This is a genomic window from Halomonas saccharevitans, from assembly GCF_900116405.1.
Taxonomy (GTDB): Bacteria; Pseudomonadota; Gammaproteobacteria; order Pseudomonadales; family Halomonadaceae; genus Halomonas; species Halomonas saccharevitans.
In genome coordinates this window covers 1-24,716 of record NZ_FPAQ01000026.1, presented here as the reverse complement: position 1 = coordinate 24,716, position 24,716 = coordinate 1, and the positions used below count along the sequence as shown (strand labels likewise).

Sequence of the window (24,716 nt, the reverse complement as noted above, 5' to 3'; positions counted from 1 at the left end):
ATTCTGGTTATTTTAGAGGGCGCGTCACTTATGGTCGCTCTTGCGCACCAGATAATCCCCCAGGCTCTGGAAGCCCTGCACCATCACCACCAGGATCACCACGGTGATCAGCATGATGGTCGGGTTGAAGCGGTTGTAGCCGTAGCGGATGCCCAGGTCGCCGAGCCCGCCGCCGCCCACGGCGCCGGCCATGGCCGAGTAGCTGACCAGGGTGACGGCGGTCACCGTCAGGGCGGTGAAGATACCGCCGCGCGCCTCGGGCACCAGCACCTTGGTGATGATCTGCCAGGGCGTGGCGCCCATGGACTGGGCGGCTTCGACCAGCCCCGGCGGGATCTCGTTGAGCGTGCCCTCGACCAGGCGCGCCACGAAGGGAATCGCGGCGATGGTCAGCGGCACGGCGGCGGCGTTGGTGCCGATTGACGAGCCCACCAGCATCCGCGTGAGGGGGATGATGGCGACCATCAGGATGATGAAGGGGATGGAGCGACCGATGTTGGTGATCGCGCCCAGCACCCGGTTGAGTATCGGCTCGGCGAGTATCTGCCGAGGCCGGGTGACGTAGAGCAGCACCCCCAGAGGGATGCCGACGAGGGCCGAGATCACGCCCGACACCGCCACCATGTAGAGGGTATCGAGGGTGGCCTCGAGAATCAGTTCAATCATCGCGCTGGACATGGCCGAGCACCTCCACCTGCAGGTCGTGGGATTCGAGATAGTCCAGGGCTTCGCGGGTCTTCTCCGCCGGCCCCATCAGTTCGGCGATCATCAGGCCCAGGGTGCGCTCCTGGATCGATTCCACCTTGGCCTGGAGGATGCTGACGTCGACGCCGCACTCGCGGGCGAGGCGTGAGATCAGCGGGGTCGAGACGGCATCGCCGGAGAAGGCCAGGCGCACCACCGGGTGGCTGGTGGGGCCGGGCGACTTTTCGAGTCGCTCGATGAGCGCCTGGGGTGGCTCGAGCTCCAGGAAGTCGTTGAGGAAGTCGCGGCCGAGCTGGGTGCCGGGCGCGGTGAAGAAATCGCCGACCTCGGCCTCCTCGACCAGTTCGCCGTCGGAGATCAGACTGACTCGGTGGCAGATCGACTTGACCACTTCCATCTCGTGGGTGATCAGCAGGATGGTCAGGCCGAGCTGACGATTGATGTCGCGCAGCAGCTCCAGGATCGAGCCGGTGGTGTGCGGGTCCAGCGCCGAGGTGGCCTCGTCACACAGCAGTACCTTGGGTCGGCTGGCCAGCGCCCGCGCGATGGCCACGCGCTGCTTCTGGCCGCCGGAGAGCTGGGCCGGATACTGGCGGGCCTTGTCGGTGAGGCCAACCAGGTCGAGCAGCGGCATGACGCGCTCACTGATCTCGGCGCGCTTCATGCCCATCAGCTCCAGCGGCAGGGCCACGTTGGCGAAGACGGTGCGCGAGGTCAGCAGGTTGAAGTGCTGAAAGATCATGCCGATGCGGTGGCGGGCCTGGTTGAGCGCCGCCCCGGAGAGGGCGGTGAGTTCCTGGTCGTCCACCGTGACGCTGCCCGTGGTCGGGCGTTCGAGCAGGTTGACGCAGCGAATCAGCGTGGATTTGCCCGCGCCGGAGAGGCCGATCACGCCGTGGATCTCGCCCTTGGGGACGTGCAAGTTGGCGTGTTTGAGCGCCGTCACGGCGCTGGTGCCGTCGCTGCGCCCCTTGGGGTAATAGGTCTTGGAAACGTCGTGTAGTCGAATCATCGCAGCCGCCGGTGGGGCGCCGGCCGGGCGGGCGTGGCAGCGGTCGGGTCAGGCATAAAAAAAGGCCACCCTGACGGGTGGCCATCAACGCTGGACACACCCTTTTAGCTGCACTTCACGCCGCGGTTTGCCCCGAGAGGCGCTCCGCGACGTCGGCGCCCGCAATCCGGGTACAAATCGGCGCCTTCAAAATGTAGCGCGAAAGTCTATGTTTCAAACGCCCGATCGTCAAGCCGTACAGGCCATGCGGCCATTAAGAGGGCTTCGAGTTGGTGATATTTGCTGCGTTGCCCGCCAGCACTGGTGATCCTTGTGCGTGGCGGCGGTTGGTGGCGGACCTGGTTTACAAGGTAGGGCAATCGCAGCTGGATCTGACGAGGAGCGCCGGGGACAGGCCGAAGAGGGGGTCCTACGCCATGGATGGCGTCGGTAGCGCCCAGGGAGGGGTTCATAGCGCCCCCGGAGGGCCGGCCCCGCTCGCAGGCCTTTCGCCGGATCAGCCCCGAGCGGAAATGCCAACGGCGATTGCCGAGGGCCTGCGGTGATGAGGTTGACGTGATGGACGCGCTTTCCCCGGTTTCCTAGACTGGCCGCTTTGGCGGCCCGCCGGGGGTCGACGCGCACGAGGAGCATCCATGTTCACAGGCATCGTACAGGGCACCGCCGAGGTGGTAGCCATCCAGGAGGCCGAGGCCTTCCGTACTCACGTGCTGGCGCTGCCGGCCCCGCTGAACGAGGGGCTGTCGCTGGGCGCCTCGGTGGCTCACAACGGCGTCTGCCTCACGGTGACGGCCATCGACGGTGAGAGGGTCAGCTTCGATCTGATGCGCGAGACCCTGCGCGTGACCAATCTCGGTGCGCTGAAGGAAGGCGGTCGCGTCAATATCGAGCGCGCGGCCCGCTTTGGCGACGAGATCGGCGGGCACGCCATGTCCGGTCACATCATGGGCATGGCGGAACTGGTCGAGCTCGACGAGGCGCCCAACAATCGCCGGCTGTGGTTCGAAGTGCCCGCCGCGCTGGGACGCTTTCTCTTCGACAAAGGCTATATCGGCGTCGACGGCATCAGCCTGACCATCGGGGCGACGCGCCGTGCCAGCGCCGAGCACGGCCCGCGCTTCTGCGTCGATCTGATTCCCGAGACGCTGGCCAGGACCATTCTGGTCGATCGCGCGCCCGGCGATGTCGTCAATATCGAGATCGATCCCCAGACACAGGCCATCGTCGAGACGGTGGAGCGGGTGCTCGAGTCGCGCGGGGTCTGATCGAGCGGGGTAGATCCGGCGCTGCGCGTCCCTGCGTTGGCAGGCGGGGTGGCGAATGGCCCGGCGGTTGCTTAACTGTGGGGGAGCGTGCCGCCCGGACGCCTCGCAACGCGCAGAGGCTTTGGGTACCATAGGCCGCTTTTCTCGCCACCCTCCGGTGTCCCGGACCATAAACGGTTCATGACATCCGGACGCCCAGACGTCATCCGCGCGCAGGAAGGACACCCATGTTGAAACGCCTCATCGAGAACCATTTCAAGCTCACCGAGCACCATACCAACGTCAAGACCGAGGTCATCGCCGGGATCACCACCTTCCTGACCATGGCCTACATCATCTTCGTCAACCCGAGCATCCTCTCCCAGACCGGGATGGATTACGGGGCGGTGTTCGTCGCTACCTGCGTGGCCGCGGCCGTGGGCTGTCTGATCATGGGGCTGTGGGCCAACTATCCCATCGCCCAGGCGCCCGGCATGGGCCTGAACGCCTTCTTCACCTACGGTGTGGTGCTGGGGATGGGCTATACCTGGGAGGCGGCGCTCGGCGCGGTCTTCTTCTCCGGCTTCATCTTCTTCCTGCTCAGCGTCTTCCGGATCCGCGAGTGGATCATCAATTCGATCCCGATGTCCCTGCGCCTGGGCATTGCCGCGGGCATCGGCCTTTTCCTGGCGATGATCGCGCTCAAGAACGCCGGCATCGTGGTGGCCAACGAGGCGACCTATGTGTCGCTTGGCGATCTTACCGAGCCGTCGGCCCTCTATGCGCTGCTGGGCTTCTTCGTGATCACGGCCATGGCCTATCTGCGGGTCACCGGGGCGGTGATGATCGGTATCCTCGGGGTGACCGCGCTGGCGATGGTGCTGGGCCACAACGAGTTCGGTGGGCTGATGTCGATGCCGCCCTCCGTCGCGCCGACCTTCATGGCGCTCGACCTCGCCGGCGCGTTCGACGTGGCGATGCTGAGCGTGATCTTCGCCTTCCTGTTCGTCGACCTGTTCGACACCTCCGGCACCCTGGTGGGCGTGGCGCACAAGGGCGGTCTGCTCGACGAGAATGGCAAGCTGCCGCGCATCGGCCGCGCCATGATGGCCGACAGTGGCGCCTCCATGGCCGGCGCGGTGCTCGGCACCTCCACCACCACCAGCTACGTCGAGTCCACGGCGGGTATCGTGTCCGGCGGGCGCACCGGCCTCACCGCCGTGGTGGTGGCGGCGCTGTTTCTGATCAGCCTGTTCTTCGCCCCCCTGGCGGGTTCCATCCCGTCCTACGCTACCGCCGGGGCGCTGCTCTACGTGGCGGTGCTGATGGCCGGTAGCCTGGCCCACGCCAACTGGGACGATCCGACCGAGGCCGCCCCTGTACTGATCGCCGCCCTGGCGATGCCGCTGACCTTCTCCATCGCCGAGGGCATTGCGCTGGGCTTCATCAGCTTCGCCGCCATCAAGACACTCTCCGGGCGGTTCAAGGACCTGAATCCGGCGGTGATCGTGCTGGCGCTGCTGTTCGCTGGCAAGTTCCTGTTTCTCAGCTGATCCTGGCTGATTGCATTCACTGACCGAGGCTGCATCCGATGAGCATCTACGGCGACTACATCAAGTCCGTGATCCGCACCGTTCCCGACTGGCCGCAGCCGGGAGTCAACTTCCGTGATATCACGCCGCTGCTGCAGAACAGCGCCGCCTTCCGCAAGCTGATCGACAGCTTCGTGCATCGCTATCAGGAGATGGAGATCGACGCCATCGCCGCCATCGATGCGCGAGGCTTCATCGTCGGCGCGCCGCTGGCCTACGAGCTCGGCTGCAGCTTCGTGCCGGTGCGCAAGAAGGGCAAGCTGCCGTTTCGCACCATCAGCGAGACCTACACCCTGGAGTACGGCGAGGCCGAGGTGGAGCTGCACTCCGATGCCTTCCGCGAGGGGGATCGCATCCTTGTGGTCGACGACCTGATCGCCACCGGTGGCACCATGCTGGCCGCCGCCAAGCTGATCACTCGCAGCGGCGGGCAGGTGGTGGAGACCGCTACCATCGTCGATCTACCGGACCTGGGCGGCGCGCAGCGCATCCGCGAGGCGGGCTTCAGCGTGTTCGCGGTCTGCTCCTTCACCGAGGACGAATGACGCCATGAGCGCCTCACGCTATCACCAGCGCCTGATCATCTCCTGGGACCAGCTGCATCGCGACGTGCGCGAGCTCTGCCGTGAGTTGATCGGGCGCGATGTCAAGGGCATCGTCGCGATCACCCGCGGCGGGCTGATTCCCGCCGCGCTGATCGCCCGCGAACTCGACGTGCGCCTCATCGATACCGTCTGCATCAAGAGCTACGAGCGCATGGAGCAGGGCGGCCTGGCGGTGCTGAAGGGCGTCGACCACGACGGCGAAGGCTGGCTGCTGGTCGACGACCTAGTCGATACAGGTCGCACCGCCCGGGCGGTGCGCGAGATGCTGCCCAAGGCGCACTTCGTGACCGTCTACGCCAAGCCCGAGGGCAAGCCGCTGGTGGATCAGTACCTTACCGAGGTGGCCCAGGACTGCTGGATACAGTTTCCCTGGGACATGGGCGTGGCCTATGTCGAACCGCTGGTCGATCAGGAGAAGCGCTGAGCCATGACATGCCCCCTTCCCGACAGCTGGCGGCGGTGGCTGGGCCAGGAGTTCGATGCGCCCTACATGCAGTCGCTGCGCGATTTCCTGGCCGCCGAGAAGGCGGCCAAGAAGGTGATCTACCCGCACTCATCCGACTGGTTTCGCGCCTTCGAGCTGACCCCGCTCGATGAGGTCAAGGTGGTGATCCTCGGCCAGGACCCCTACCACGGGCCGGATCAGGCGCACGGCCTGTGTTTCTCGGTGCGTCCCGGGGTGCGCGTGCCGCCCTCGCTCGTCAACGTCTACAAGGAGCTGGCGGCGGACCTCGGCACCCAGCCGGTGGCCCACGGTAACCTGGAGGCCTGGGCGCGCCAGGGGGTGCTGCTGCTCAATACCTCGCTGACGGTGGAGCAGGGCAGTGCCGGCTCTCACCGCGGAAAGGGGTGGGAGACCTTCACCGATCGCGCCATCGAAACGGTCAGCGAGCACGCCGCGCCGTCGGTGTTCCTGCTGTGGGGCGGTCATGCCCGACAGAAACGCTCGCTGATCGACACCCGGCGTCACCTGGTGCTGGAGTCGCCGCATCCCTCGCCGCTCTCGGCGCATCGCGGTTTCTTCGGCAACCACCACTTCTCACGGGCCAACGCCTTCCTCGTCGAGCAGGGCCGCGAGCCCATCGACTGGCAGTTGCCCGAGGAGCCTTAACCTCGGCGGCGGATGCGTTTAGAATGGCGCGCAATTTGTTGCCGTCGTCCATCCGACGATGGTCGCCGTCTTCCCGCCGCCGTCGAAGAGGTCATCCCCATGAGCGTCCACGCCATCCAGCATCCCCTGGTCCAGCACAAGCTTGGCCTGATGCGCGAAGCCGGCATCAGCACCAAGAGTTTCCGCGAACTGGCCGGCGAGCTGGCCAAGCTGCTCACCTACGAGGCGACCAGCGACCTCGAGCTCGAGACTCAGGACATCGACGGCTGGAGCGGTGAGCCGATTCCGGTGCAGCTGCTCAAGGGCAAGAAGGTCACCATCGTGCCGATCCTGCGGGCGGGCCTAGGCATGCTCGACGGCGTCACCGACCTGATCCCCAGCGCGCGAATCAGCGTGGTCGGCCTCTACCGCGACGAGGAGACCCTCGAGCCGGTGCCGTATTTCGCCAAGTTCGCCAATGACATGGACGAGCGCATGGCGATCGTCATCGATCCGATGCTGGCCACCGGCGGCACCATGGTGGCGACGCTGGACATGCTGCGCGAGCGCGGCTGCAAGCACATGAAGGTGATCGTGCTGGTGGCGGCGCCGGAGGGCATCAAGCGCGTCCAGGAGAGCTATCCGGACATCGAGCTCTACACCGCCTCGGTCGACGACCATCTCGACGAGAACGGCTACATCGTCCCGGGCCTGGGCGACGCCGGCGACAAGATCTTCGGCACTCGGTGAGTCGTCCGCATTATGCTCCCCCACCCGCAGGGCCTTGCCTGCGGGTGGGGAGATACCCGCTACACATCTCCTTTCCCGCCACATCTCCTTTCCCGCCACATCTCCATCGCAACCCCTTCACGCGACGCCTTCACGCGACGCCCTGACGACGCGCGTTTCCCGTCGCTATCGTCTCGCCAGGTTGCTCCATCTGCTGTTGTCGTGTCTGTTTGCCAACGACTTTCCTGAGTCGAATGGGTGTGGTCTGTTGTCATTATGTTCGTTTTCGATCATGCGCTCCCGCCGGCACTCGTGACCCGTAATCCCGGCTGTTTATTAGACAAAAGTTCAATATCGCATAAAGGCTAAAACTTTCAGTTGGTTGCGTGCGGAAGCTCGCCGCTGAGGGGCAGGGCGCCAATATTTTCGCTTGGCGACATTTGTGTTTGAAAGTGAATCTCGACTACGTTGACTGGACGAGTCCTCGCACTCGCCACATAACAACGACACCTCGAGATCCGTATGTCCCTGATCCTAGACAACATCGATCATGTGGTCGGTGGCTCCTTACATATCGCGGGCGTGAACCTGGAGCTCGGGCCCGGCTCCTTCAACGTCCTGCTGGGACGTACCCTGTCGGGCAAGACCACCCTGATGCGGCTGATGGCCGGGCTGGACGTGCCCAGCAAGGGCCGCATCCTGATGAACGGTGAAGACGTTACTGGCCGCTCGGTGCGCAAGCGCAACGTCTCCATGGTCTATCAGCAGTTCATCAACTATCCGGCCCTCTCCGTCTTCGACAATATCGCCTCGCCCCTGAAGCTAGCCCGGGTGCCGCGGGCCGAGATCGATCGCAGGGTGCGCGAGGTGGCCGAGATGCTGCACATCGAACATCTTCTCGACCGCCTGCCGCTGGAACTCTCCGGCGGCCAGCAGCAGCGCACCGCCATGGGGCGGGCGCTGGTCAAGGATGCCGACGTGGTGCTCTTCGACGAGCCGCTGGTCAACCTGGATTACAAGCTTCGCGAGGAGTTTCGCGACGAGCTGCGCAGCGTGTTCAGCGAACGCAACTGCATCGCCGTCTATGCGACCACCGAACCCGCCGAGGCGCTGGCGCTCGGCGGAAACACCGCCGTGCTCCACGAGGGCCGCCTGCTGCAATACGGGCGCACCGAGGACGTTTACCACCGCCCGCGGGATATCCTCGCCGCCGAGATGTTCTCCGAGCCGCCGATCAACATCGTGCACGGCCTCATCTCCGGCGATGAGGTGACCTTCGACGAGCGCACGCACTTCCCCCTCAACGACGACCTGCGCTCGCTGCCCCCCGGGGAGTACCGCTTCGGCGTGCGTGCCTCGCACATCTCGCTCGCGCCCCGGGCCAAGGACGACATCGAGGTGCAGATGATCGTCGACCTGGCCGAGATCAGCGGCTCCGAGACCTTCCTGCATGTGCATAACGACCGCTTTCACATGACCGTTCACCTGGGGGGCGTTCACGAGTTCGACGTCGATGCTCCCGTGACGCTCTACTTCCCGACCCACAAGGTCTATGCCTTCGATCGCCACGGCGACGTGGTGCATATCCCGACGCACCTGGGGGGCGTGTGACATGGCCGAGATCACCCTGAAGTCGCTGGCCCACACCTATCTGCCGAACCCTTCGTCGCCCGAGGACTATGCCATCCGCGAGATGGATCACGTCTGGCATCAGGGGGGCGCCTACGCGCTGCTCGGGCCTTCCGGCTGCGGCAAGTCGACCCTGCTCAACATCATCTCCGGCCTGCTGGAACCCTCCAGCGGCGAGGTGCTCTTCGATGGGGAGGTGGTCAACGCCCTGCCGCCCGAGGCGCGCAATATCGCCCAGGTTTTCCAGTTTCCCGTCATCTACGACACCATGACCGTCTACGACAACCTGGCCTTCCCGCTGCGTAACGTGAAGACGCCAGAGGCCAGGGTCCACGAGCGAGTGATGGAGGTCGCCGAGGTGCTCGAGCTGACCGGTCAGCTCAAGCGCAAGGCGAAGAATCTCTCCGCCGACGAGAAACAGAAGGTCTCCATGGGTCGGGGGCTGGTTCGCGAAGACGTCTCGGCCATCCTCTTCGACGAGCCGCTGACCGTCATCGACCCGCAGCTCAAGTGGAAGCTGCGCCGCAAGCTCAAGGAGATCCACCAGCGCTTCGAGATCACCATGGTCTACGTGACCCACGATCAGCTCGAGGCCTCCACCTTCGCCGACAAGATCGCCGTGATGTACGAGGGCCAGGTGGTGCAGTTCGGCACGCCTCGTGAGCTCTTCGAGACTCCCAATCACACCTTCGTCGGCTATTTCATCGGCAGCCCCGGCATGAATTTCCTGACAGTCACGACCCACCAGGGGCGGGTGATGGCTGGCGAGACACTGCTCGAGGTGGGTAAGGGGGTCCATGATGCCGTGGCCGGGGCGCGCTCGGACAACGTCAAGCTCGGCATTCGCCCGGAATTCATCGAGGTCCACGAACAGCCCGTCGTCGGCGCCATGGAGGCCCGGGTGCAGCACGCCCAGGATCTCGGCACCTACTCGATCGTCTACCTGACGCTGGGCGGCACGCCCCTCAAGGCGCGCATCGAGGAGGGCCAGACGACCCCGAGCGGCCGCGCCTGGCTGCGCTTCCCCGACGATCGCCTCGGCCTGTACGTCGACGAGTTCCGCGTGGAGTTCGACCATGAATAAAGTCTACAACAACCGGGCCTGGTGGCTGATCCTGCCCATGCTGGCGCTGGTGGCCTTCTCGGCGGTGATCCCGCTGATGACCGTGGTGAACTACTCGGTGCAGGACGTTTTCGATGCCAACACGCGCTTCTTCACCGGCACCGAGTGGTTCAAGGAGATGCTCAACGACCCGGCCCTGCAGGCGGCCGTGCTGCGCCAGTTCGCCTTCTCGCTGACGGTGCTGGCCATCGAGGTGCCGCTGGGCATCGGCATCGCCCTGATCATGCCCAAGAAGGGCTGGCAGGCCTCCGCCGTGCTTATACTGGTGACCATGCCGCTGCTGATCCCCTGGAACGTGGTGGGCAGCATCTGGCAGATCTTCACCCGCGGCGACATCGGCCTGATGGGCTGGAGCCTGCGCGAGCTGGGCTACGGCTACAACATCACGGCGAGTCCGGTGGATGCCTGGGCGACCATCGTGCTGATGGACGTCTGGCACTGGACGCCGCTGATCGCGCTGCTCTGCTATAGCGGCCTGCGCTCGATTCCCGATGCCTACTACCAGGCCGCGCGCATCGATCGCGCCTCGAAGTGGGCGGTGTTCCGCTTCATCCAGCTGCCCAAGCTCACCAACGTGCTGGTGATCGGCGTGCTGCTGCGCTTCATGCACTCCTTCATGATCTACGCCGAACCCTTCGTGCTCACCGGCGGCGGGCCCGGCAGCTCCACCACCTTCCTGAGCCAGTCGCTGACCACCATGGCGATCGGCCAGCAGGACCTGGGGCCCTCGGCCGCCTTCTCGCTGATCTACTTCCTGATCATCCTGCTGGTCACCTGGGTCTTCTACACCGCGATCATGAACATGCAGAAAGACAGCCACCAACAGGAGGCCCGCGATGAGTGATTCCTTGCCCACGACCCCGGATGCCGTGCGCAAGCGTGCCGCCGCGGCCGACAACCGTCGTCGCCGCCGGGCGCGCCCGGCCTCCCGTCAATGGCGCCGTCGGGGCCTGATGACGGCCTACATCGTCTTCGTGCTGCTGCCGATCTACTGGCTGCTCAACATGTCCTTCCAGTCCAACACCGAGATTCTCGGCGGGCTGACCCTGTGGCCCGAGGACTTCACCATGGAACACTACGCCAAGATCTTCACAGAGCCCAGCTGGTACATGGGCTACGTGAACTCGATCACCTACGTGCTGATGAACATGCTGATCAGCATCGCGGTGGCGCTGCCCGCGGCCTACGCCTTCAGCCGCTACCAGTTCATCGGCGACAAGCACCTGTTCTTCTGGCTGCTGACCAACCTGATGGCGCCGCCAGCGGTCTTCCTGCTGCCGTACTTCCAGCTCTATTACACGGTGGGGCTCTTCGATACTCATATCGCCGTGGCCCTGGCCCACTGCCTGTTCAATATCCCGCTGGCGGTGTGGATCCTCGAGGGCTTCATGAGCGGCGTGCCCAAGGAGATCGACGAGACCGCCTTCATCGACGGCTATAGCTTCCCGCGCTTCTTCGTGAAGATCTTCATTCCGATGATCAGCTCGGGGATCGGCGTGACGCTGTTCTTCCTGTTCATGTTCTCCTGGGTCGAGCTGCTGCTCGCCAGCACCCTGACCTCCACCGGCGCCCAGCCCATCGCCTCGGTGATGACCCAGACCAAGGGGGCCTCGGGCATCGACTGGGGCACGCTGGCCGCGGCCGGCACCCTGACCATCCTGCCCGGCATCGTGGTGGTCTACTTCGTGCGCAATCACATCGCCAAGGGCTTCGCCCTGGGCCGGACCTGAGGAGGGCGCGACATGGAATGGATGGTCTGGACCACGCCTACCACCGTCTTCTTCGCGGTCATCGCCGCCATGCTGGTCGGCATGACGGCCTGGGAAGTGGCCTCGCCGACGGTCGAGCGCAAGGGCTTCCTGCCGATCGCCACCACCCGCGGCGATCGCCTCTTCATCGGGCTGCTCACTGCCGCCTACATCCATCTGCTGGTCGTGGGCTTCACCCCGCTCAGCATCTGGCTGGCCCTGGGGGCGTCGGTGATCTGGCTACTGATCCTGATGCGCTGGGGCTGATGACTCGCAAGGAGGAGAATGTTCACGGATGAACGACCGTCACTACCCGGGGCAGTGCAATCGCTGGTCGATGGGCGCCGGGGACAGGGCGAAGAGGGGGTCCTACGCCATGGATGGCGTCGGTAGCGCCCAGGGAGGGGTTCACAGCGCCCCCTCGAAGGCCTGTCGACGGAAAAGCCCTCGGTACGCTGTAACACCCTGTATATAACCGACGAGGTCAACATGACAGCAATAACAATACGACGCTCACTGGTGGCGGCCAGCATCATGCTGGCCAGCGCCTCCCTGCACGCCGACAACCACGATGCCCGGGCGATCGCCGAACGGCTGATCGATGAGCATTTTCAGGATTCGACGCTGTCTCGCGATCAGCAGATCGAGGAACTCCTGTGGTTCGCCAAGGCGGCCGAGCCCTTCCGCGGCATGGAGATCAACACCGTGGCGGAGGGCCTGACCACGCACATCTACGAGCGTGATGTGCTGGCCGAGGCCTTCAGCGAGCTCACCGGCATCGAGGTGACCCACAACATCATCGGTGAGGGGGATGTGGTCAACAACATGCAGACCCAGATGCAGTCGGGTCGCAACATCTACGATGGCTACGTCAACGACTCCGACGCCATCGGTACCCATATCCGTTACGGCACCACCGTCAACCTCTCCAACGCCATGGAGAACGAGTGGGCCGACTATACGTTGCCGACCCTGGATCTCGACGACTTCATCGGCCTGCAGTACGGCACCGGGCCCGATGGCAGCCTTTACCAGCTGCCCGACCAGCAGTTCGCCAACCTCTACTGGTTCCGCTATGACTGGTTCCAGCGCGAGGACCTGCAGGACCAGTTCCGCGAGCTTTATGGCTACGACCTGGGCGTGCCGACCAACTGGACGGCCTACCAGGACATCGCCGAGTTCTTCACCGAGCACGTCGGCGAGATCGACGGCACCAAGGTCTATGGCCACATGGATTACGGTCGCCGCGATCCGTCGCTGGGCTGGCGCTTCCACGACTCCTGGCTCTCCATGGCCGGCATGGGAAGTACCGGCGTGCCGTTCGGCAACCCGGTCGACGACTGGGGCATCCGCGTCAATGAGCAGAGCGAGCCGGTGGGGGCGAGCGTCAGCCGCGGCGGGGCCACCAACTCCCCGGCCTCGGTCTTTGCCGTGACCAAGATGGTCGACTGGCTCGAGCAGTACGCGCCGCCCGAGGCCAGCGGCATGACCTTCGGCGAGGCGGGGCCGGTGCCGGCCCAGGGCCAGATCGCCCAGCAGATGTTCTGGTACACCGCCTTCACTGCGGACATGACCGATCCTGCCCTGCCGGTCACCGACGAGGAGGGCAATCCCAAGTGGCGCATGGCGCCGTCACCCACCGGCCCCTATTGGGAGGAGGGCTCGAAGGTCGGCTATCAGGACGTGGGCTCCTGGACCTTCTTCGACTCCACCCCCGAGGATCGCCGCACCGCGGCCTGGCTGTTCGCCCAGTTCACCACCGCCAAGACGGTGTCGCTCGAGAAGCTGATGGCGGGCCTCACGCCGATCCGCGAATCCGACATCTTCTCCGAGCAGATGACCGAGATGGCACCCAAACTCGGTGGCCTGGTCGAGTTCTATCGCAGCCCCAACGAGTCGAACTGGACGCCGTCCTCCACCAACGTGCCGGACTATCCGCGCATGGCGCCGCTGTGGTGGCAGAACCTGGCGCCGGCGGTCAGCGGCGACATCTCGCCCCAGGAGGGCCTCGACAACCTGGCCGCGGACCTCGACAGCATCATGGCGCGCCTGGCGCGGGCCAAGGTCTTCGCGACCTATTCCCCCAACCTCAACGAGGAGCGCGATCCCGAGTACTGGCTCTCCCAGCCCGGATCGCCCAAGGCCGAGCTGGACAACGAGATGCCCCAAGGCACCACCGTGCCCTACGACCAGATGATGGAGGAGTGGATGGCCGCCGGCTCGCGCGAATGATCGGCATGCGGGTCGCCTGACCCGCTCAGCCTGGCGCCGGGCTCACCCGGCGCCGAGTCAGAACGTGTGACCGGTTGCCTGAACGGGACCTGAGGCCCCGCTCGGTGCGCGCCGAGCGGGGCCTTTCGCTTCGATACGAGGTGTTTCGACACCCGGTGCTTCGAAAAAAGGGCCAGACATGCAACTCAGAGAGAACAACCTTCGCCAGCTTCCCGAGCGGGTCTTCGATGCGCTGATCGTCGGCGCCGGCATCAACGGCGCCGCCGCCGCCGCCGCGCTTAGCGGCAAGGGCGCTCGGGTGGCGCTGATCGACCGCGGCGACTTCGCCGGCAGCACCAGCATGCACTCCTCCAACCTGGTATGGGGGGGCATCAAGTACATGGAGAGCGGCGACTTCGCGCTGGTGCGCAAGCTCTGCAAGAGCCGCAACCACCTGATCGAGAGCTACCCCTCCACGGTGCAGGAGATTCGCTTCCTGACCACGATCAACAAGGGCTTTCGCCATCATCCCCTCTACCCCTGGGCCGGCACCTGGCTCTACTGGCTGATGGGCAGCGCCTTCACCCGGCGGCCGAACTTCCTGCGACCCGGCGGCATCAAGGCGCGGGAGCCGATCATCGACACCAAGCAGGCGCAGGGCGGCTTCGAATATTCCGATGCCTACCTGCACGACAACGATGCCCGCTTCGTCTTCAACTTTGTGCGCGGGGCGCTGGATTTCGGCACCGTGGCGGCCAACTACGTCGAGTCGATGGGCGCACGGCGCGAGGGCGATCTATGGGTCACCCAGATGCGTGATCGCATGGACGGCCACACCTTCGAGGTGCGCTCGAAGGTGCTGATCAATGCCGCCGGGCCCTGGGTCGATCAGCACAACAGCCTCTCGGGGCAGCAGACCGACCATCGGCATGTCTTCTCCAAGGGCATCCATCTGATCGTGCCGCGGCTGACCGACAGCAAGCGGGTGCTGGCCTTCTTCGCCGACGATGGCCGGCTGTTCTTCGTGATCCCCATGGGGCCGCGCACCTGCATCGGCACCACCGATACCCGGGTCGAGAAGCCCGAGGTCGGGGCCACCGAGGACGATATTCGCTTCGTGCTCGACAACATCAACACCCGCCTCGCCCTGGACAAGCCGCTCCGCAAGGCGGACATCATCGCCACCCGCTGCGGCGTGCGGCCGCTGGCGGTGAAGCCCAGCGGCGGCGACGACCGGGACTTCCTCAACCTGTCACGCAAGCACGCCATCGATATCGATGCCGAGATGGGTCACCTGAGCATCTTCGGCGGCAAGCTCACCGACTGTCTCAACGTCGGCGAGGAGGTCGTGGCGGAGGTTCAACGCCTCGGCGTCGAGATCCCCTATCCGGACGTTCGCTGGTACGGCGAGCCGGATGCCTCGGTGCGCGAGGCCTTCATGCACCAGGCGCGGCTGATGGACCTGGATGCCATGACCGGGGAGGGCGCTTCGGAGCCGCTGAGCACCCGCCTGTGGCGCCGCTACGGCGCCCAGGCGCTCGAGCTGCTGGAAGACATCCGCCAGGACCCCCGCCAGGCCGAGGTGCTCATCGAGCACACCGAGTACCTGCGCTGCGAGCTCAAGCTGGCCAGGCGCCGCGAGATGGTGACCAGGCTCGAAGACTTCCTGAGGCGCCGCTCGAAGATCTCGCTGGTCGTCCCGGAACACACCATCCGGCGCTCCCCGGGCCTGCGCGAGGCCTGCGATATCCTCTTCGACGATCAGGCCGAGGCGCGACTCCAGGAGTATCTGGCGACCGCCTCGCCGGAGTCCGCGGGGCTCGAGCGTGAGGGGCGGGAGTAGGGTCAGGGGCAAGGGTAGGCGGGGTCCCAAGCCGTGGAGAGGCTGGTAAAATGCCGCGCAGCTCGACTGCCCCTCCCCGGATTTGATGGAGTCCACGACCATGAATGACCAGACGGCGGCCTCGCCCCTGCCGACCGAAAGCCCGCTTCGCACCCTGCTGACCGGGGCGCAGATGCTCTTCGTCGCCTTCGGCGCCCTGGTGCTGGTGCCGCTGCTCACCGGCCTCGATCCCAACGTGGCGCTGTTCACCGCGGGCATCGGCACCCTGATCTTCCACGGTGTCACGCGGGTCAGCGTGCCAGTCTTTTTGGCCTCGTCGTTCGCCTTCATCGCGCCCATCCAGAGTTCGGTGGCCAACTACGGCATTCCCGCCACCCTCGGCGGGCTGATGGTCGCGGGCCTGGTCTACGTGGTGATCTCCCAGTTCGTGCGCCTCAAGGGCACCGCCTGGCTGCATCGCCTGCTGCCGCCGGTGGTGGTGGGGCCGGTGATCATGGTGATCGGCCTGGCGCTGGCGCCGGTGGCGGTGAACATGGCCACCGGCGAGACCAGTGAGGCCATCGGTTACGGCACCGCCATCTTCCTCTCCATGGCGAGCCTTCTGGTCACGCTGGTGCTGGCGGTGTTCGGGCGCGGCCTGATTCGGCTGATCCCGATCATGGGCGGCATCCTCACCGGCTACGCGCTGGCGACGCTGATGGGCGTGGTGGACTTCACGCCGGTGCATGAGGCGGCCTGGCTGGCGCTGCCGTCGTTTACCGCGCCGAGCTTTCACTGGGCGGCGATCCTGTTCATGATTCCGGTGGCCATCGCCCCGGCGGTGGAGCACATCGGCGACATGGTCGCCATCGGCTCGGTGACCCGCAAGAACTACCTGGAGAAGCCCGGCCTGCATCGCACCCTGCTGGGCGATGGCCTGGCCACCGCCGCCGCGGCGATCTTCGGCGGGCCGCCCAACACCACCTATTCCGAGGTCACCGGTGCGGTGACCCTGACCCGTGCCTTCAACCCCTGGATCATGGTGACCACCGCCTGCATCGCCATCGTGCTGGCCTTCGTCGGCAAGCTTGGCGCGCTGCTGCAGACCATCCCGGGGCCGGTGATGGGCGGCATCATGACGCTGCTGTTCGGCTCCATCGCCGTGGTGGGCATGAACACCCTGGTACGGGCCGGCAAGCCGCTCACCGCGCCGCGTAATCTGGTGGTGGTGTCCCTGGTGCTGGTCTTCGGCATCGGCGGCATGCAGTTCGGCAACGGCCAGTTCACCCTGCAGGGCGTCAGCCTCGCCGCGCTGGTCGGCATCGTGCTGAACTGGGTGCTGCCCCGCGCCGAGGAGGAGTGATCTCTCTGAGATAGGCCCATGGCGTGATCATCAGGGCGCTTGCCGCCGCGTTCGAGGAAACGTTTCAACACGGCATGCCGCCCCGTCGGGGCCCGGATGAGGGCACTTGACCCGTATCAGGGTACCGGCCCTGCTGACTTGCCCGGCATGGCACCCGTGAGCGGGCTAAGGCATCATGGAGACTGATACCATCGATTCGCCAGGAGAGCCCATGATCACCCGAGAAGCGCTCACCGGCATGATCCTGGCCGGCGGCCAGGGTCGCCGAATGGGCGGTCGTGACAAGGGGCTCGAGCCCTTCGCCGAGCGGCCGCTGGTGGCCCATGTCCACGAGCGACTGGCAGGGCACGTCGCCGAGGTGCTGATCAACGCCAACCGCAATGTCGAGCGCTATCGGCCGCTGGCCGATCGCGTGGTGACCGACGCCGAGGGTGGCTATCAGGGCCCGCTGATGGGCATCTACACGGGCCTGCGTGCCGCGACCACCCCCTGGCTGGTGGTGGTGCCCTGTGACACCCCGGCGCTGCCCGGTGATCTGGTCGCGCGCCTGGTCGCCGGCATTGGTGAGAACGAGGGCGAGCACGATATCGCCGTGGCCTTCGATGGCGAGCGCCTGCACCCGGTGGTGGCGCTGATGCGCACCTCGCTGGCCGATGATCTGGCCGCGGCCCTGGCCGACGGCGAGCGCAAGATCGACCGCTGGTACGCGCGCCACGCCTGGTGTCGGGTGGACGTCAGCGACTGCCCCGATGCCTTCGCCAACCTCAATACCGATGACGAGAAACAGCGCCTGGAGCGCGCCCTCGGCGACGCGGCCCGGGCGATGCGACCGTTGACGAGAGTGAACCCATGAGCGAGCGCGTGCCGGAACGCCTGCCCTTTAACGACGATCTCCCGGTGCTCGGCATTGCCGCCTGGAGCGGCACCGGCAAGACCACCCTGCTGGAGCAGCTGCTGCCCGCCTTGCGGCGCCGCGGTCTCGGCGTGGCGGTGATCAAGCATGCCCATCACGCCTTCGACGTCGACCAGCCCGGCAAGGATAGCCATCGCCTGCGCCAGGCCGGTGCCTCGCCCATGGTCGTCGCCTCCCGGGCGCGGGTGGCGCTGATGATGGAGACCCCGGATCGCGAGGAGGCCGACCTGGCCGCGCTCATCGAGATGGTGCGCCCCCAGCGTCCCGATCTGGTGCTGGTGGAGGGCTTCAAGGCCTGGCCGCTGCCCAAGTTGGAACTCTATCGGCCCGAGGTGGGCAAGCCGCTGCGGGTCGCCGAGGATCCTTGGGTGCGGGCCGTGGCGAGCGATGCGGCGCTCGCGCTGCCCGAGGGCGTCGAGGCGCTGGACCTCAACGACCTCGAGGCGCTCGCCGACTGGATCGCCGCCTGGCCCGCCCGCTGGCCGGCCTGCCAGTGTCCGCGCGAGGAGGTGCTGTCATGACGCTCTCCTGTTTCGATCTCGGCGAGCGGATGCTGACGGTGGCGGAGGCGGGCGAGCGCCTGGCGACCCTGATCGAGGCGCCGCTGCCCGCCGAGCGGGTCGAGCTATCCGATCTTCACGGCCGTGTGCTGGCCGAGGACGCCGTCTCGCCCATCGACGTGCCGCAGAATACCAACGCCGCCATGGACGGCATCGCCCTGGCCTGGCCCAGTGAGCCCGCGTGGCCCGGCGAGTGGCGCCTGGTCGGCGAGGTGCTCGCCGGCGGGCAGCGCGGCGAGTCGCTGGCGGCCGGCGAGTGCGTGCGCATCACCACCGGCGCCCCGCTGCCGCCGGGGGCCGATACCGTGATCATGCGTGAGCAGCTCATTGAGGCGCTCGATGTTCAGCCGTTCAACGAAGAGCAAAACGAGCGGGTGGAAATCGACCGTCCCGAGCGCGTCCGCCGTGGCCAACACGTGCGACAGGCCGGGGAGGATATATCCTCTGGCCAGCGGGCGCTTGCCGCCGGCACGCGGCTGGGCGCCGCCGAGCTGGGGCTGCTGGCCTCGCTGGGCCTGGCCGAGGCCTGGGTCCAGCGTCGGCCGCGGGTTGCCGTATTCTCCACCGGTGACGAGGTCACCGCCCCGGGTGCGACGCTGCCGCCCGCCGGTATCTATGATGCCAATCGCCATACCCTGGCGGGGCTGCTGCTTGAGCAGGGCGCCGAGCCGGTAGACCTCGGCATCCTGCCCGACGATCGTGAGGCCATGGAGGCCGCGCTTGGCGAGGCCGCCGAAAACGCCGACATGGTGATCACCAGCGGCGGCGTCTCGGTGGGTCATGCCGACTTCACCCGGGCGGCGCTGGAGACGGTCGGGCGCCTGGCGTTCTGGCGTATCGCCATCCGCCCCGGGCGGCCCATGGCCTGCGGTCTGCTGGGCGAGCGCGGCGTGCCCTTCCTGGGGCTGCCGGGCAATCCCGTGGCGGTGATGGTCACCTTCCTGCAGTTCGTGGCCCCGCTGCTGGCCCGGATGCAGGGGCGAGGGGCCGTTGGCCCCCTTAGGCTCACCGCCGTTGCCGACGAGGCCCTGAAGAGCCGCCTCGGCCGCACCGACTTCCTGCGTGGCATCTTTCACACCGCCGACGATGGTCGCCTGCACGTGCGCAGTACCGGCGCCCAGGGCTCCGGCATCCTCTCCTCGATGGTGGCGGCCAACTGCCTGATCGAGCTCGCCGACGACCGGGAGGGCGCGGCCCCCGGCGAGGCGGTGAGCATCCAACCCCTTCACCGATTGCCTTGAGGCGCCGACTCCCCATGTCCATGACCGACCAGCCCATGACCAACCCGTCCCTGACTCATCTCAACGCCCGCGGCGAGGCCCACATGGTCGATGTCGCCGACAAGCCGGAGAGTCGCCGGGAAGCCTCGGCCTCCGGACTCATCCGCATGCGGCCCGCGACCCTGGCGCTGCTCGCCGAGGGCGGGCTGCCCAAGGGCGACGTGCTGGCCACGGCGCGCATCGCCGGCATCCAGGCCGCCAAGCGCACCCACGAGCTGATTCCCCTCTGTCACTCCCTGGCGCTGTCCAAGGTCGCCATCGATTTCGAGCTCGATGAGCCGAACGCCTGCGTCCACGTCACCGCGACCTGCCGCCTCAATGGCCGCACCGGCGTGGAGATGGAGGCCCTGACCGCGGTCTCCGTGGCCTGCCTGACGCTCTACGACATGTGCAAGGCCGTGGACAAGGACATGGAGATCGGCGCCATCCACCTGGAGGCCAAGACCGGCGGCAAGTCCGGCGACTATCGGCGCGATGAGGCCCCGGCGACCGCGGCCTCCGTCATCGAGGCCGCCACGGCGCCCATCGTCACCGGAGAGGGCGCCGCCGGCGAGGTTTCGGTGGGCGTGCGCTGCGATATCGCCACCCCCTGCATTCGGGTCAAGTGCCTGGCCGAGCTGCGCGAGCGCCTCGGGGTCGGCGACGTCTCGGTGCCCTTCCATGACCTGCCAAGTGCCGATGTGGCGGGTCTCAAGGCGGCGCTCAAGTCGCAGGATCCGTGCTTCGAGGGACTCGATCAGGGGCGCGTGCTGTGCGCCGTCAATCAGGTGATGGCCGGCGATGCCACGCCGTTGACCGAGAACGACGAGGTCGCCTTCTTTCCCCCGGTCACCGGAGGCTGAGCGATGATACGCGTGCAGCAGGAGAGCTTCGATGTCGGCGCCGAGCAGCGTGCCATCCTCGACGGTCGCAGCGACATCGGAGCGGTAGTCAGCTTCACGGGGCTGGTGCGCGACTTCAACGAGCGCCCCGAGGTGCAGGCGCTGACCCTGGAACACTATCCGGGGATGACCGAGGCCGCCCTCGAGGCGATCGTGCAGGAAGCCGAGGGTCGCTGGTCGCTTCATGGGGTGAGCGTGATTCACCGGATTGGACGCCTGGCCCCCGCGGACCCTATCGTGTTGGTAGTGGTCGCCAGCGCCCATCGACGCGCCGCCTTCGAGGCCTGCGACTTCATCATGGACTATCTCAAGACCCGCGCTCCCTTCTGGAAGAAGGAGCACACGGCCAGCGGGGACTACTGGGTGTCAGAACGCGACGGTGATCATGACGATGCCCGTCGCTGGGAGTACTCTTAATGACCGATGAGCTGATCGACGATTTCGGCAGGCGGGTGAGCTACGTGCGCATCTCGGTCACCGATCGCTGTGACTTTCGCTGCGTCTACTGCATGAGCGAGGAAATGACCTTTCTCCCCCGGGCTCAGGTGCTGACCCTCGAGGAGTTGGCGACGGTGGCACGCGCCTTCACCGAGATGGGCGTGGAGAAGATCCGCCTGACCGGGGGCGAGCCCCTGGTGCGTCGCGACATCGATCGTCTGGTCGATGATATCGGCGCGCTGCCCGGCCTCAAGGATTTCGCCATGACCACCAATGGCGCGAGCCTGCCGAAATTCGCCGGACGCCTGCGCGACGGGGGGCTGAAGCGACTCAATATCAGCCTCGATTCGCTCGACCCCGAGCGCTTCCGTCGGCTGACCCGTACCGGCGATCTGCACAAGGTCATCGCGGGTATTCGTGCCGCCCGAGAGGCCGGTTTCGAGCGTATCAAGCTCAACGCGGTGATCCTCAAGGGACGCAACGACGACGAAGTGATCGACCTGGTCGACTTCGCGCGTGCCGAGGGGCTCGATATCAGCTTCATCGAGGAAATGCCGCTGGGCGATGTTTCCGACCACTCCCGGGCAGAAACCTTCTGCTCGAGCGATGAGGTCCAGGAACGTATCCAGACGCGCCATGAGCTGATTCCCACTACCGAATCGACGCTCGGGCCGTCCCGCTACTTCATGATGCCCGACAGCGAATCGCGGGTCGGCTTCATCTCGCCCCACAGCCACAACTTCTGCGATACCTGCAATCGGGTGCGCGTCACGGTGGAGGGGCGTCTGCTGCTGTGCCTCGGCAACGAACACTCCGTGGATTTGCGCGCCGTCCTGCGTCGCTATCCGGGGGATATCGAGGCCGTGAAGTCGGCGATCGTCGCGGCCATGCCATTGAAGCCCGAGCGTCATCACTTCACCACCGATGGTGACGTTCAGGTGGTGCGCTTCATGAACATGACCGGCGGCTGACGCGCCCTGGGGTGCAGTCGGGCGATGCCTACGGGAATTTTCGGGCGACACTTCGGTGTCGCCCGCTGCTTTTTGCGTCCGTTAATGGCCGTGCGTCCTCGGGATTTTCGGTCGTCCGAGGGAGTCGTTTGACGATCATTTCGCGCCGCTAGATCCTCGCCTTTGCTCCAACACTTCTTGCCAATGTGGTATCAGTGCATATACTTTTGACGTGTCATTAATGGTTGCCATTTTCCAACATTCGGCATGGAGACCGCCAATGTCCAGCGAAACCCTGGAGCGTATCGCCCGCAACAAGAACGTGGCTCGTGCCGCGGCACGCCAGCTCAGCATGGAGCAGCTGCACAAGCTGGCCGAGGTCATCGGAGAGGTCATCGAGCAGAAGAAGGACGAGGAAGTTCAGCGCCAGGAAGAGGAAGCCGAAAAGGCCAGGAAGCTCGCCGAGATTCGCGAGCAGATCAACGAGGCCGGCCTTTCCCTGGATGATCTGGTGACCGAACAGCCCACCCGCAAGCGCGGTCGTCCGCCGAAGAACGGCAGCAAGTCGTAAGCCCTGTTACGCCGCGCCTTTTTCTCCAGGCGCGGTGGTGACTTTCTACGCGTTTCCAACCGACCGCTCCCACAATAAACCGGCCTTACTCTCCCGGCATCTCCGCCTCCACGGCGAGGATCTGCAGGTGGACCTCGGGGACGCGATGCAGATGATCGGCCAGCCAGCCGAGCAGGCGGGGCTGCAGCGCCAGACGCAATTCCGCCAGGGAATCCACCTCGATTCCGTCCAGGCAGTCGTCCAGCCAGTCGGCGAAATCGGTCTCGTCCATGGGGCTTGCCTGGCTCGAGTCGAGCATCAGACGGCCGATCCGCGTCCAGCCCGAGTCGGTGGCGGCCACCGAGAGGGCGAGATACAGGCTGCCATGGCGCGAGCGATGCCCCCCGTCGCCGCCGCCGAGGCCCGGCAGGGCGGCGACCGCATCCTGGCTGATGATATGCGGCTGCTGCGGATGGCGCGCCGTGAGGGAGAGGCCGTTGGCATCCAGGCGAATCAGGTCGCCGTTGGTCGGTATCAGCGGGGCCTGAATGCCGAGCGAGGCCGCCAGTGACTGGTGGGCCTGCTGGTGGCGAGCCTCGCCGTGTACCGGCAGCAGGTGGCGCGGCTTCATCCAGCCGTAGAAGGTGCGTAGCTCCTCCTGAGCCGGGTGGCCCGAGGCGTGCAGTTCGGGATGATTTTCCTCGTCGAAGAGGCTGACGCCGAAGTGGCGGAGCCCGGCCTTCAGTCGCTCGATCAGCCGCTCGTTGCCGGGAATCGCCTTGGCCGAGAAGATCACGGTGTCACCGGTCATCAGCTCGAAGTGGGGATGGCGCCCCCGCGAGAGGCGGGAAAGCGCTGCCCGGGGCTCGCCCTGACTGCCGGTGGCGATCACCAGCACCTCCTCGGGGGGCAGGTAGCCGAGATCGGCGACCGGGACCAGTGGCGGCAGGTCATCCATGTAGCCCAGTTGGCGGGCCACCCCGACCATGCGCTCCATGGAGCGTCCCATCAGGCTGACGCGACGCCCGCAGCGCCGAGCCGCGCGGCCGATGGCCAGCACCCGGGCCAGGTTGCTGGCGAAACAGCTGACCACCACGCGGCCCTCGCAGCGAGTAATGGTTCGGGTCAGGGCCTCGGCGACCTCGCCTTCGCTTCGCGAATGGCCGGGCAGCGGGGCGTTGGTGGAGTCGCCCACCACCAGGTCCGCCGGGGCGATGGCGCGGAAGGTGGCGGCCGAGATCGGCGGGCCGATCAACGGCTCGGGGTCGAGCTTCCAGTCGCCGGTGTGCAGCACCCGGTGTTCGCCCGCGGCGATCAGCAGCGCGCAGCTCTCCGGAATCGAGTGAGTCAGCGGCAGGAAACGCAGGGTGAAGGGACCGGTCTCCAGCGCCTCGCCGGGTTCGATCACCTGGATGGCGTCGGTGGCGAGCCCGCGCTCGACGAACTTGGCCCGCAGCAGGCCCGCCGCCAGCGGCGTGGCGTGGATCGGGCAGCCCCATTTCGGCCATAGCCAGGCGGCGGCGCCGATATGGTCCTCGTGGCCGTGGGTGATGATCAGCGCCCGGGGCCGGATCGACAGCCGCTCGAGGGTGGAGAGGTCGGGGACCTGAAGCGGATTGTCCGGCAGGTCCTGGCGGATCATCATGCCGCAGTCCACGGCGATCCAATCGTCCTCGCCGCCTCTTTTGCCGCCCCTCTCGCCATCTGACCTCTCACCGAAGCCATAGAGGCTGAGATTCATGCCGATCTCGCCACAGCCCCCCAGCGGCAGGAAATGCAGCGGTGGGCGGCGGCGAGGACGGATCTGAACGCGGGGTTGTAGCATCGGACAAGGGTGGGCCTGAAAACGTGTACGAACACTATACGGGATGGCCGGCGCGCCTCACAACGCGGCCATCCGCGCAGTTGCTGGAATCAAGGGGGCGCTGGGGACAAGCCGAAGAGGAGGTCCTGGTATGGATTGACCTGTCAAGGGCTCGGTTGTCTCTTCAGTGCATGCGGTTGTCCTCAATGCCTACGGGTCAGGAAGCGAGGGGCTATCAGCGACGGTGGATCTCTCTGGTATTCGTGGGTTGGGTACCGACCTGTCATCACTTCGTCGCGGAGCTACCCTGCTCTACGCTCGAGGGTCACCCTGCCCCGGAGGGCGGGAGCCTCATAGGACCGCCAGGGGTTCTCCTACCGGCCCGACGCTCCCTGACCCGCAGGCACTGGGACACTGCCGTCATGTCGTGGCCCGGCTGCCGTGTGGCTTGCCCATTGCCTCGCAGG

General features: G+C 66.1%; 24 protein-coding genes. 21 read left to right on the top strand and 3 right to left on the bottom strand.

The annotated features are described in order from the left end of the window. Positions 1 to 24: 24 nt before the first annotated feature. On the bottom strand, positions 25 to 678 hold the full coding sequence (locus BM388_RS12290) for a methionine ABC transporter permease (protein ID WP_089850647.1): 654 nt from the start codon (positions 676 to 678) through the stop codon (positions 25 to 27). Further along, positions 659 to 1,717 (bottom strand): methionine ABC transporter ATP-binding protein, encoded by a 1,059-nt coding sequence (locus BM388_RS12285; protein WP_089850575.1) that lies wholly within the window; start codon positions 1,715 to 1,717, stop codon positions 659 to 661. Before BM388_RS12285 ends, BM388_RS12290 begins: the two co-directional genes overlap by 20 nt. A 635-nt stretch (positions 1,718 to 2,352) precedes the next feature. Here BM388_RS12285 and BM388_RS12280 point away from each other — a divergent pair. From BM388_RS12280 to BM388_RS12180, 21 genes are all read left to right on the top strand, one after another. After that, on the top strand, positions 2,353 to 2,982 hold the full coding sequence (locus BM388_RS12280) for a riboflavin synthase subunit alpha (protein ID WP_089850573.1): 630 nt from the start codon (positions 2,353 to 2,355) through the stop codon (positions 2,980 to 2,982). 227 nt (positions 2,983 to 3,209) lie between these two features. Continuing rightward, positions 3,210 to 4,514 (top strand): NCS2 family permease, encoded by a 1,305-nt coding sequence (locus BM388_RS12275; protein WP_089850571.1) that lies wholly within the window; start codon positions 3,210 to 3,212, stop codon positions 4,512 to 4,514. A 38-nt stretch (positions 4,515 to 4,552) separates the two neighbouring features. Continuing rightward, entirely contained in the window at positions 4,553 to 5,098 is a 546-nt protein-coding gene (locus tag BM388_RS12270; RefSeq protein ID WP_089850568.1) for an adenine phosphoribosyltransferase, read from the top strand. A 4-nt stretch (positions 5,099 to 5,102) separates the two neighbouring features. Further along, positions 5,103 to 5,582, top strand: a complete 480-nt coding sequence (gene gpt, locus BM388_RS12265) for a xanthine phosphoribosyltransferase (protein WP_089850566.1) — start codon at positions 5,103 to 5,105, stop codon at positions 5,580 to 5,582. Positions 5,583 to 5,585: 3 nt separating this feature from the next. Continuing rightward, positions 5,586 to 6,269 carry a uracil-DNA glycosylase gene (gene ung, locus BM388_RS12260; RefSeq protein ID WP_089850563.1) on the top strand — a complete coding sequence of 228 codons (684 nt, stop codon included), beginning with the start codon at positions 5,586 to 5,588 and terminating at the stop codon, positions 6,267 to 6,269. A 99-nt stretch (positions 6,270 to 6,368) separates the two neighbouring features. Continuing rightward, positions 6,369 to 6,998: a uracil phosphoribosyltransferase gene (gene upp, locus BM388_RS12255; RefSeq protein WP_089850561.1), complete on the top strand. Its 630-nt coding sequence runs from the start codon at positions 6,369 to 6,371 to the stop codon at positions 6,996 to 6,998. Positions 6,999 to 7,499: 501 nt separating this feature from the next. Next, a complete protein-coding gene (locus tag BM388_RS12250; RefSeq protein ID WP_089850559.1) occupies positions 7,500 to 8,588 on the top strand; it encodes an ABC transporter ATP-binding protein in 1,089 nt (362 codons plus the stop codon). Position 8,589: 1 nt separating this feature from the next. Further along, positions 8,590 to 9,690: an ABC transporter ATP-binding protein gene (locus BM388_RS12245; RefSeq protein WP_089850557.1), complete on the top strand. Its 1,101-nt coding sequence runs from the start codon at positions 8,590 to 8,592 to the stop codon at positions 9,688 to 9,690. Further along, positions 9,683 to 10,573: a carbohydrate ABC transporter permease gene (locus BM388_RS12240; protein ID WP_089850555.1), complete on the top strand. Its 891-nt coding sequence runs from the start codon at positions 9,683 to 9,685 to the stop codon at positions 10,571 to 10,573. Before BM388_RS12245 ends, BM388_RS12240 begins: the two co-directional genes overlap by 8 nt. Continuing rightward, positions 10,566 to 11,459 carry a carbohydrate ABC transporter permease gene (locus tag BM388_RS12235; protein WP_089850553.1) on the top strand — a complete coding sequence of 298 codons (894 nt, stop codon included), beginning with the start codon at positions 10,566 to 10,568 and terminating at the stop codon, positions 11,457 to 11,459. The genes BM388_RS12240 and BM388_RS12235 overlap by 8 nt, the downstream gene beginning before the upstream one ends. A gap of 12 nt (positions 11,460 to 11,471) precedes the next feature. After that, positions 11,472 to 11,744: a DUF2160 domain-containing protein gene (locus BM388_RS12230; protein ID WP_089850552.1), complete on the top strand. Its 273-nt coding sequence runs from the start codon at positions 11,472 to 11,474 to the stop codon at positions 11,742 to 11,744. Positions 11,745 to 11,966: 222 nt separating this feature from the next. Next, the gene (locus BM388_RS12225; RefSeq protein WP_089850550.1) at positions 11,967 to 13,709 is read left to right on the top strand and encodes an ABC transporter substrate-binding protein; all 1,743 of its coding nucleotides are present in this window, start codon (positions 11,967 to 11,969) and stop codon (positions 13,707 to 13,709) included. 178 nt (positions 13,710 to 13,887) lie between these two features. Beyond that, positions 13,888 to 15,531, top strand: coding sequence for a glycerol-3-phosphate dehydrogenase/oxidase (locus BM388_RS12220; RefSeq protein ID WP_089850548.1), 1,644 nt, complete (start codon positions 13,888 to 13,890; stop codon positions 15,529 to 15,531). A 100-nt stretch (positions 15,532 to 15,631) separates the two neighbouring features. Further along, positions 15,632 to 16,873: a uracil-xanthine permease family protein gene (locus BM388_RS12215; RefSeq protein ID WP_089850546.1), complete on the top strand. Its 1,242-nt coding sequence runs from the start codon at positions 15,632 to 15,634 to the stop codon at positions 16,871 to 16,873. Positions 16,874 to 17,084: 211 nt separating this feature from the next. Further along, positions 17,085 to 17,726 carry a molybdenum cofactor guanylyltransferase MobA gene (mobA, locus tag BM388_RS12210; protein WP_089850544.1) on the top strand — a complete coding sequence of 214 codons (642 nt, stop codon included), beginning with the start codon at positions 17,085 to 17,087 and terminating at the stop codon, positions 17,724 to 17,726. Next, positions 17,723 to 18,307, top strand: a complete 585-nt coding sequence (gene mobB / locus BM388_RS12205) for a molybdopterin-guanine dinucleotide biosynthesis protein B (protein WP_089850542.1) — start codon at positions 17,723 to 17,725, stop codon at positions 18,305 to 18,307. The genes mobA and mobB overlap by 4 nt, the downstream gene beginning before the upstream one ends. Beyond that, the gene (gene moeA / locus BM388_RS12200) at positions 18,304 to 19,587 is read left to right on the top strand and encodes a molybdopterin molybdotransferase MoeA (protein WP_089850541.1); all 1,284 of its coding nucleotides are present in this window, start codon (positions 18,304 to 18,306) and stop codon (positions 19,585 to 19,587) included. The genes mobB and moeA overlap by 4 nt, the downstream gene beginning before the upstream one ends. 14 nt (positions 19,588 to 19,601) lie before the next feature. Further along, positions 19,602 to 20,468 (top strand): cyclic pyranopterin monophosphate synthase MoaC, encoded by an 867-nt coding sequence (gene moaC, locus BM388_RS12195; protein WP_245781537.1) that lies wholly within the window; start codon positions 19,602 to 19,604, stop codon positions 20,466 to 20,468. Positions 20,469 to 20,471: 3 nt separating this feature from the next. After that, positions 20,472 to 20,924: a molybdopterin synthase catalytic subunit MoaE gene (gene moaE, locus BM388_RS12190; RefSeq protein ID WP_089850539.1), complete on the top strand. Its 453-nt coding sequence runs from the start codon at positions 20,472 to 20,474 to the stop codon at positions 20,922 to 20,924. Further along, the gene (gene moaA, locus BM388_RS12185) at positions 20,924 to 21,916 is read left to right on the top strand and encodes a GTP 3',8-cyclase MoaA (RefSeq protein WP_089850536.1); all 993 of its coding nucleotides are present in this window, start codon (positions 20,924 to 20,926) and stop codon (positions 21,914 to 21,916) included. The genes moaE and moaA overlap by 1 nt, the downstream gene beginning before the upstream one ends. A 259-nt stretch (positions 21,917 to 22,175) precedes the next feature. Further along, the gene (locus BM388_RS12180) at positions 22,176 to 22,466 is read left to right on the top strand and encodes an H-NS family histone-like protein (protein WP_089850534.1); all 291 of its coding nucleotides are present in this window, start codon (positions 22,176 to 22,178) and stop codon (positions 22,464 to 22,466) included. A gap of 85 nt (positions 22,467 to 22,551) precedes the next feature. Here the strand turns inward: BM388_RS12180 and BM388_RS12175 are convergent, their stop codons facing one another. Next, the gene (locus BM388_RS12175; RefSeq protein WP_425431930.1) at positions 22,552 to 24,186 is read right to left on the bottom strand and encodes a ribonuclease J; all 1,635 of its coding nucleotides are present in this window, start codon (positions 24,184 to 24,186) and stop codon (positions 22,552 to 22,554) included. Between the last annotated feature and the right edge of the window lie 530 nt (positions 24,187 to 24,716).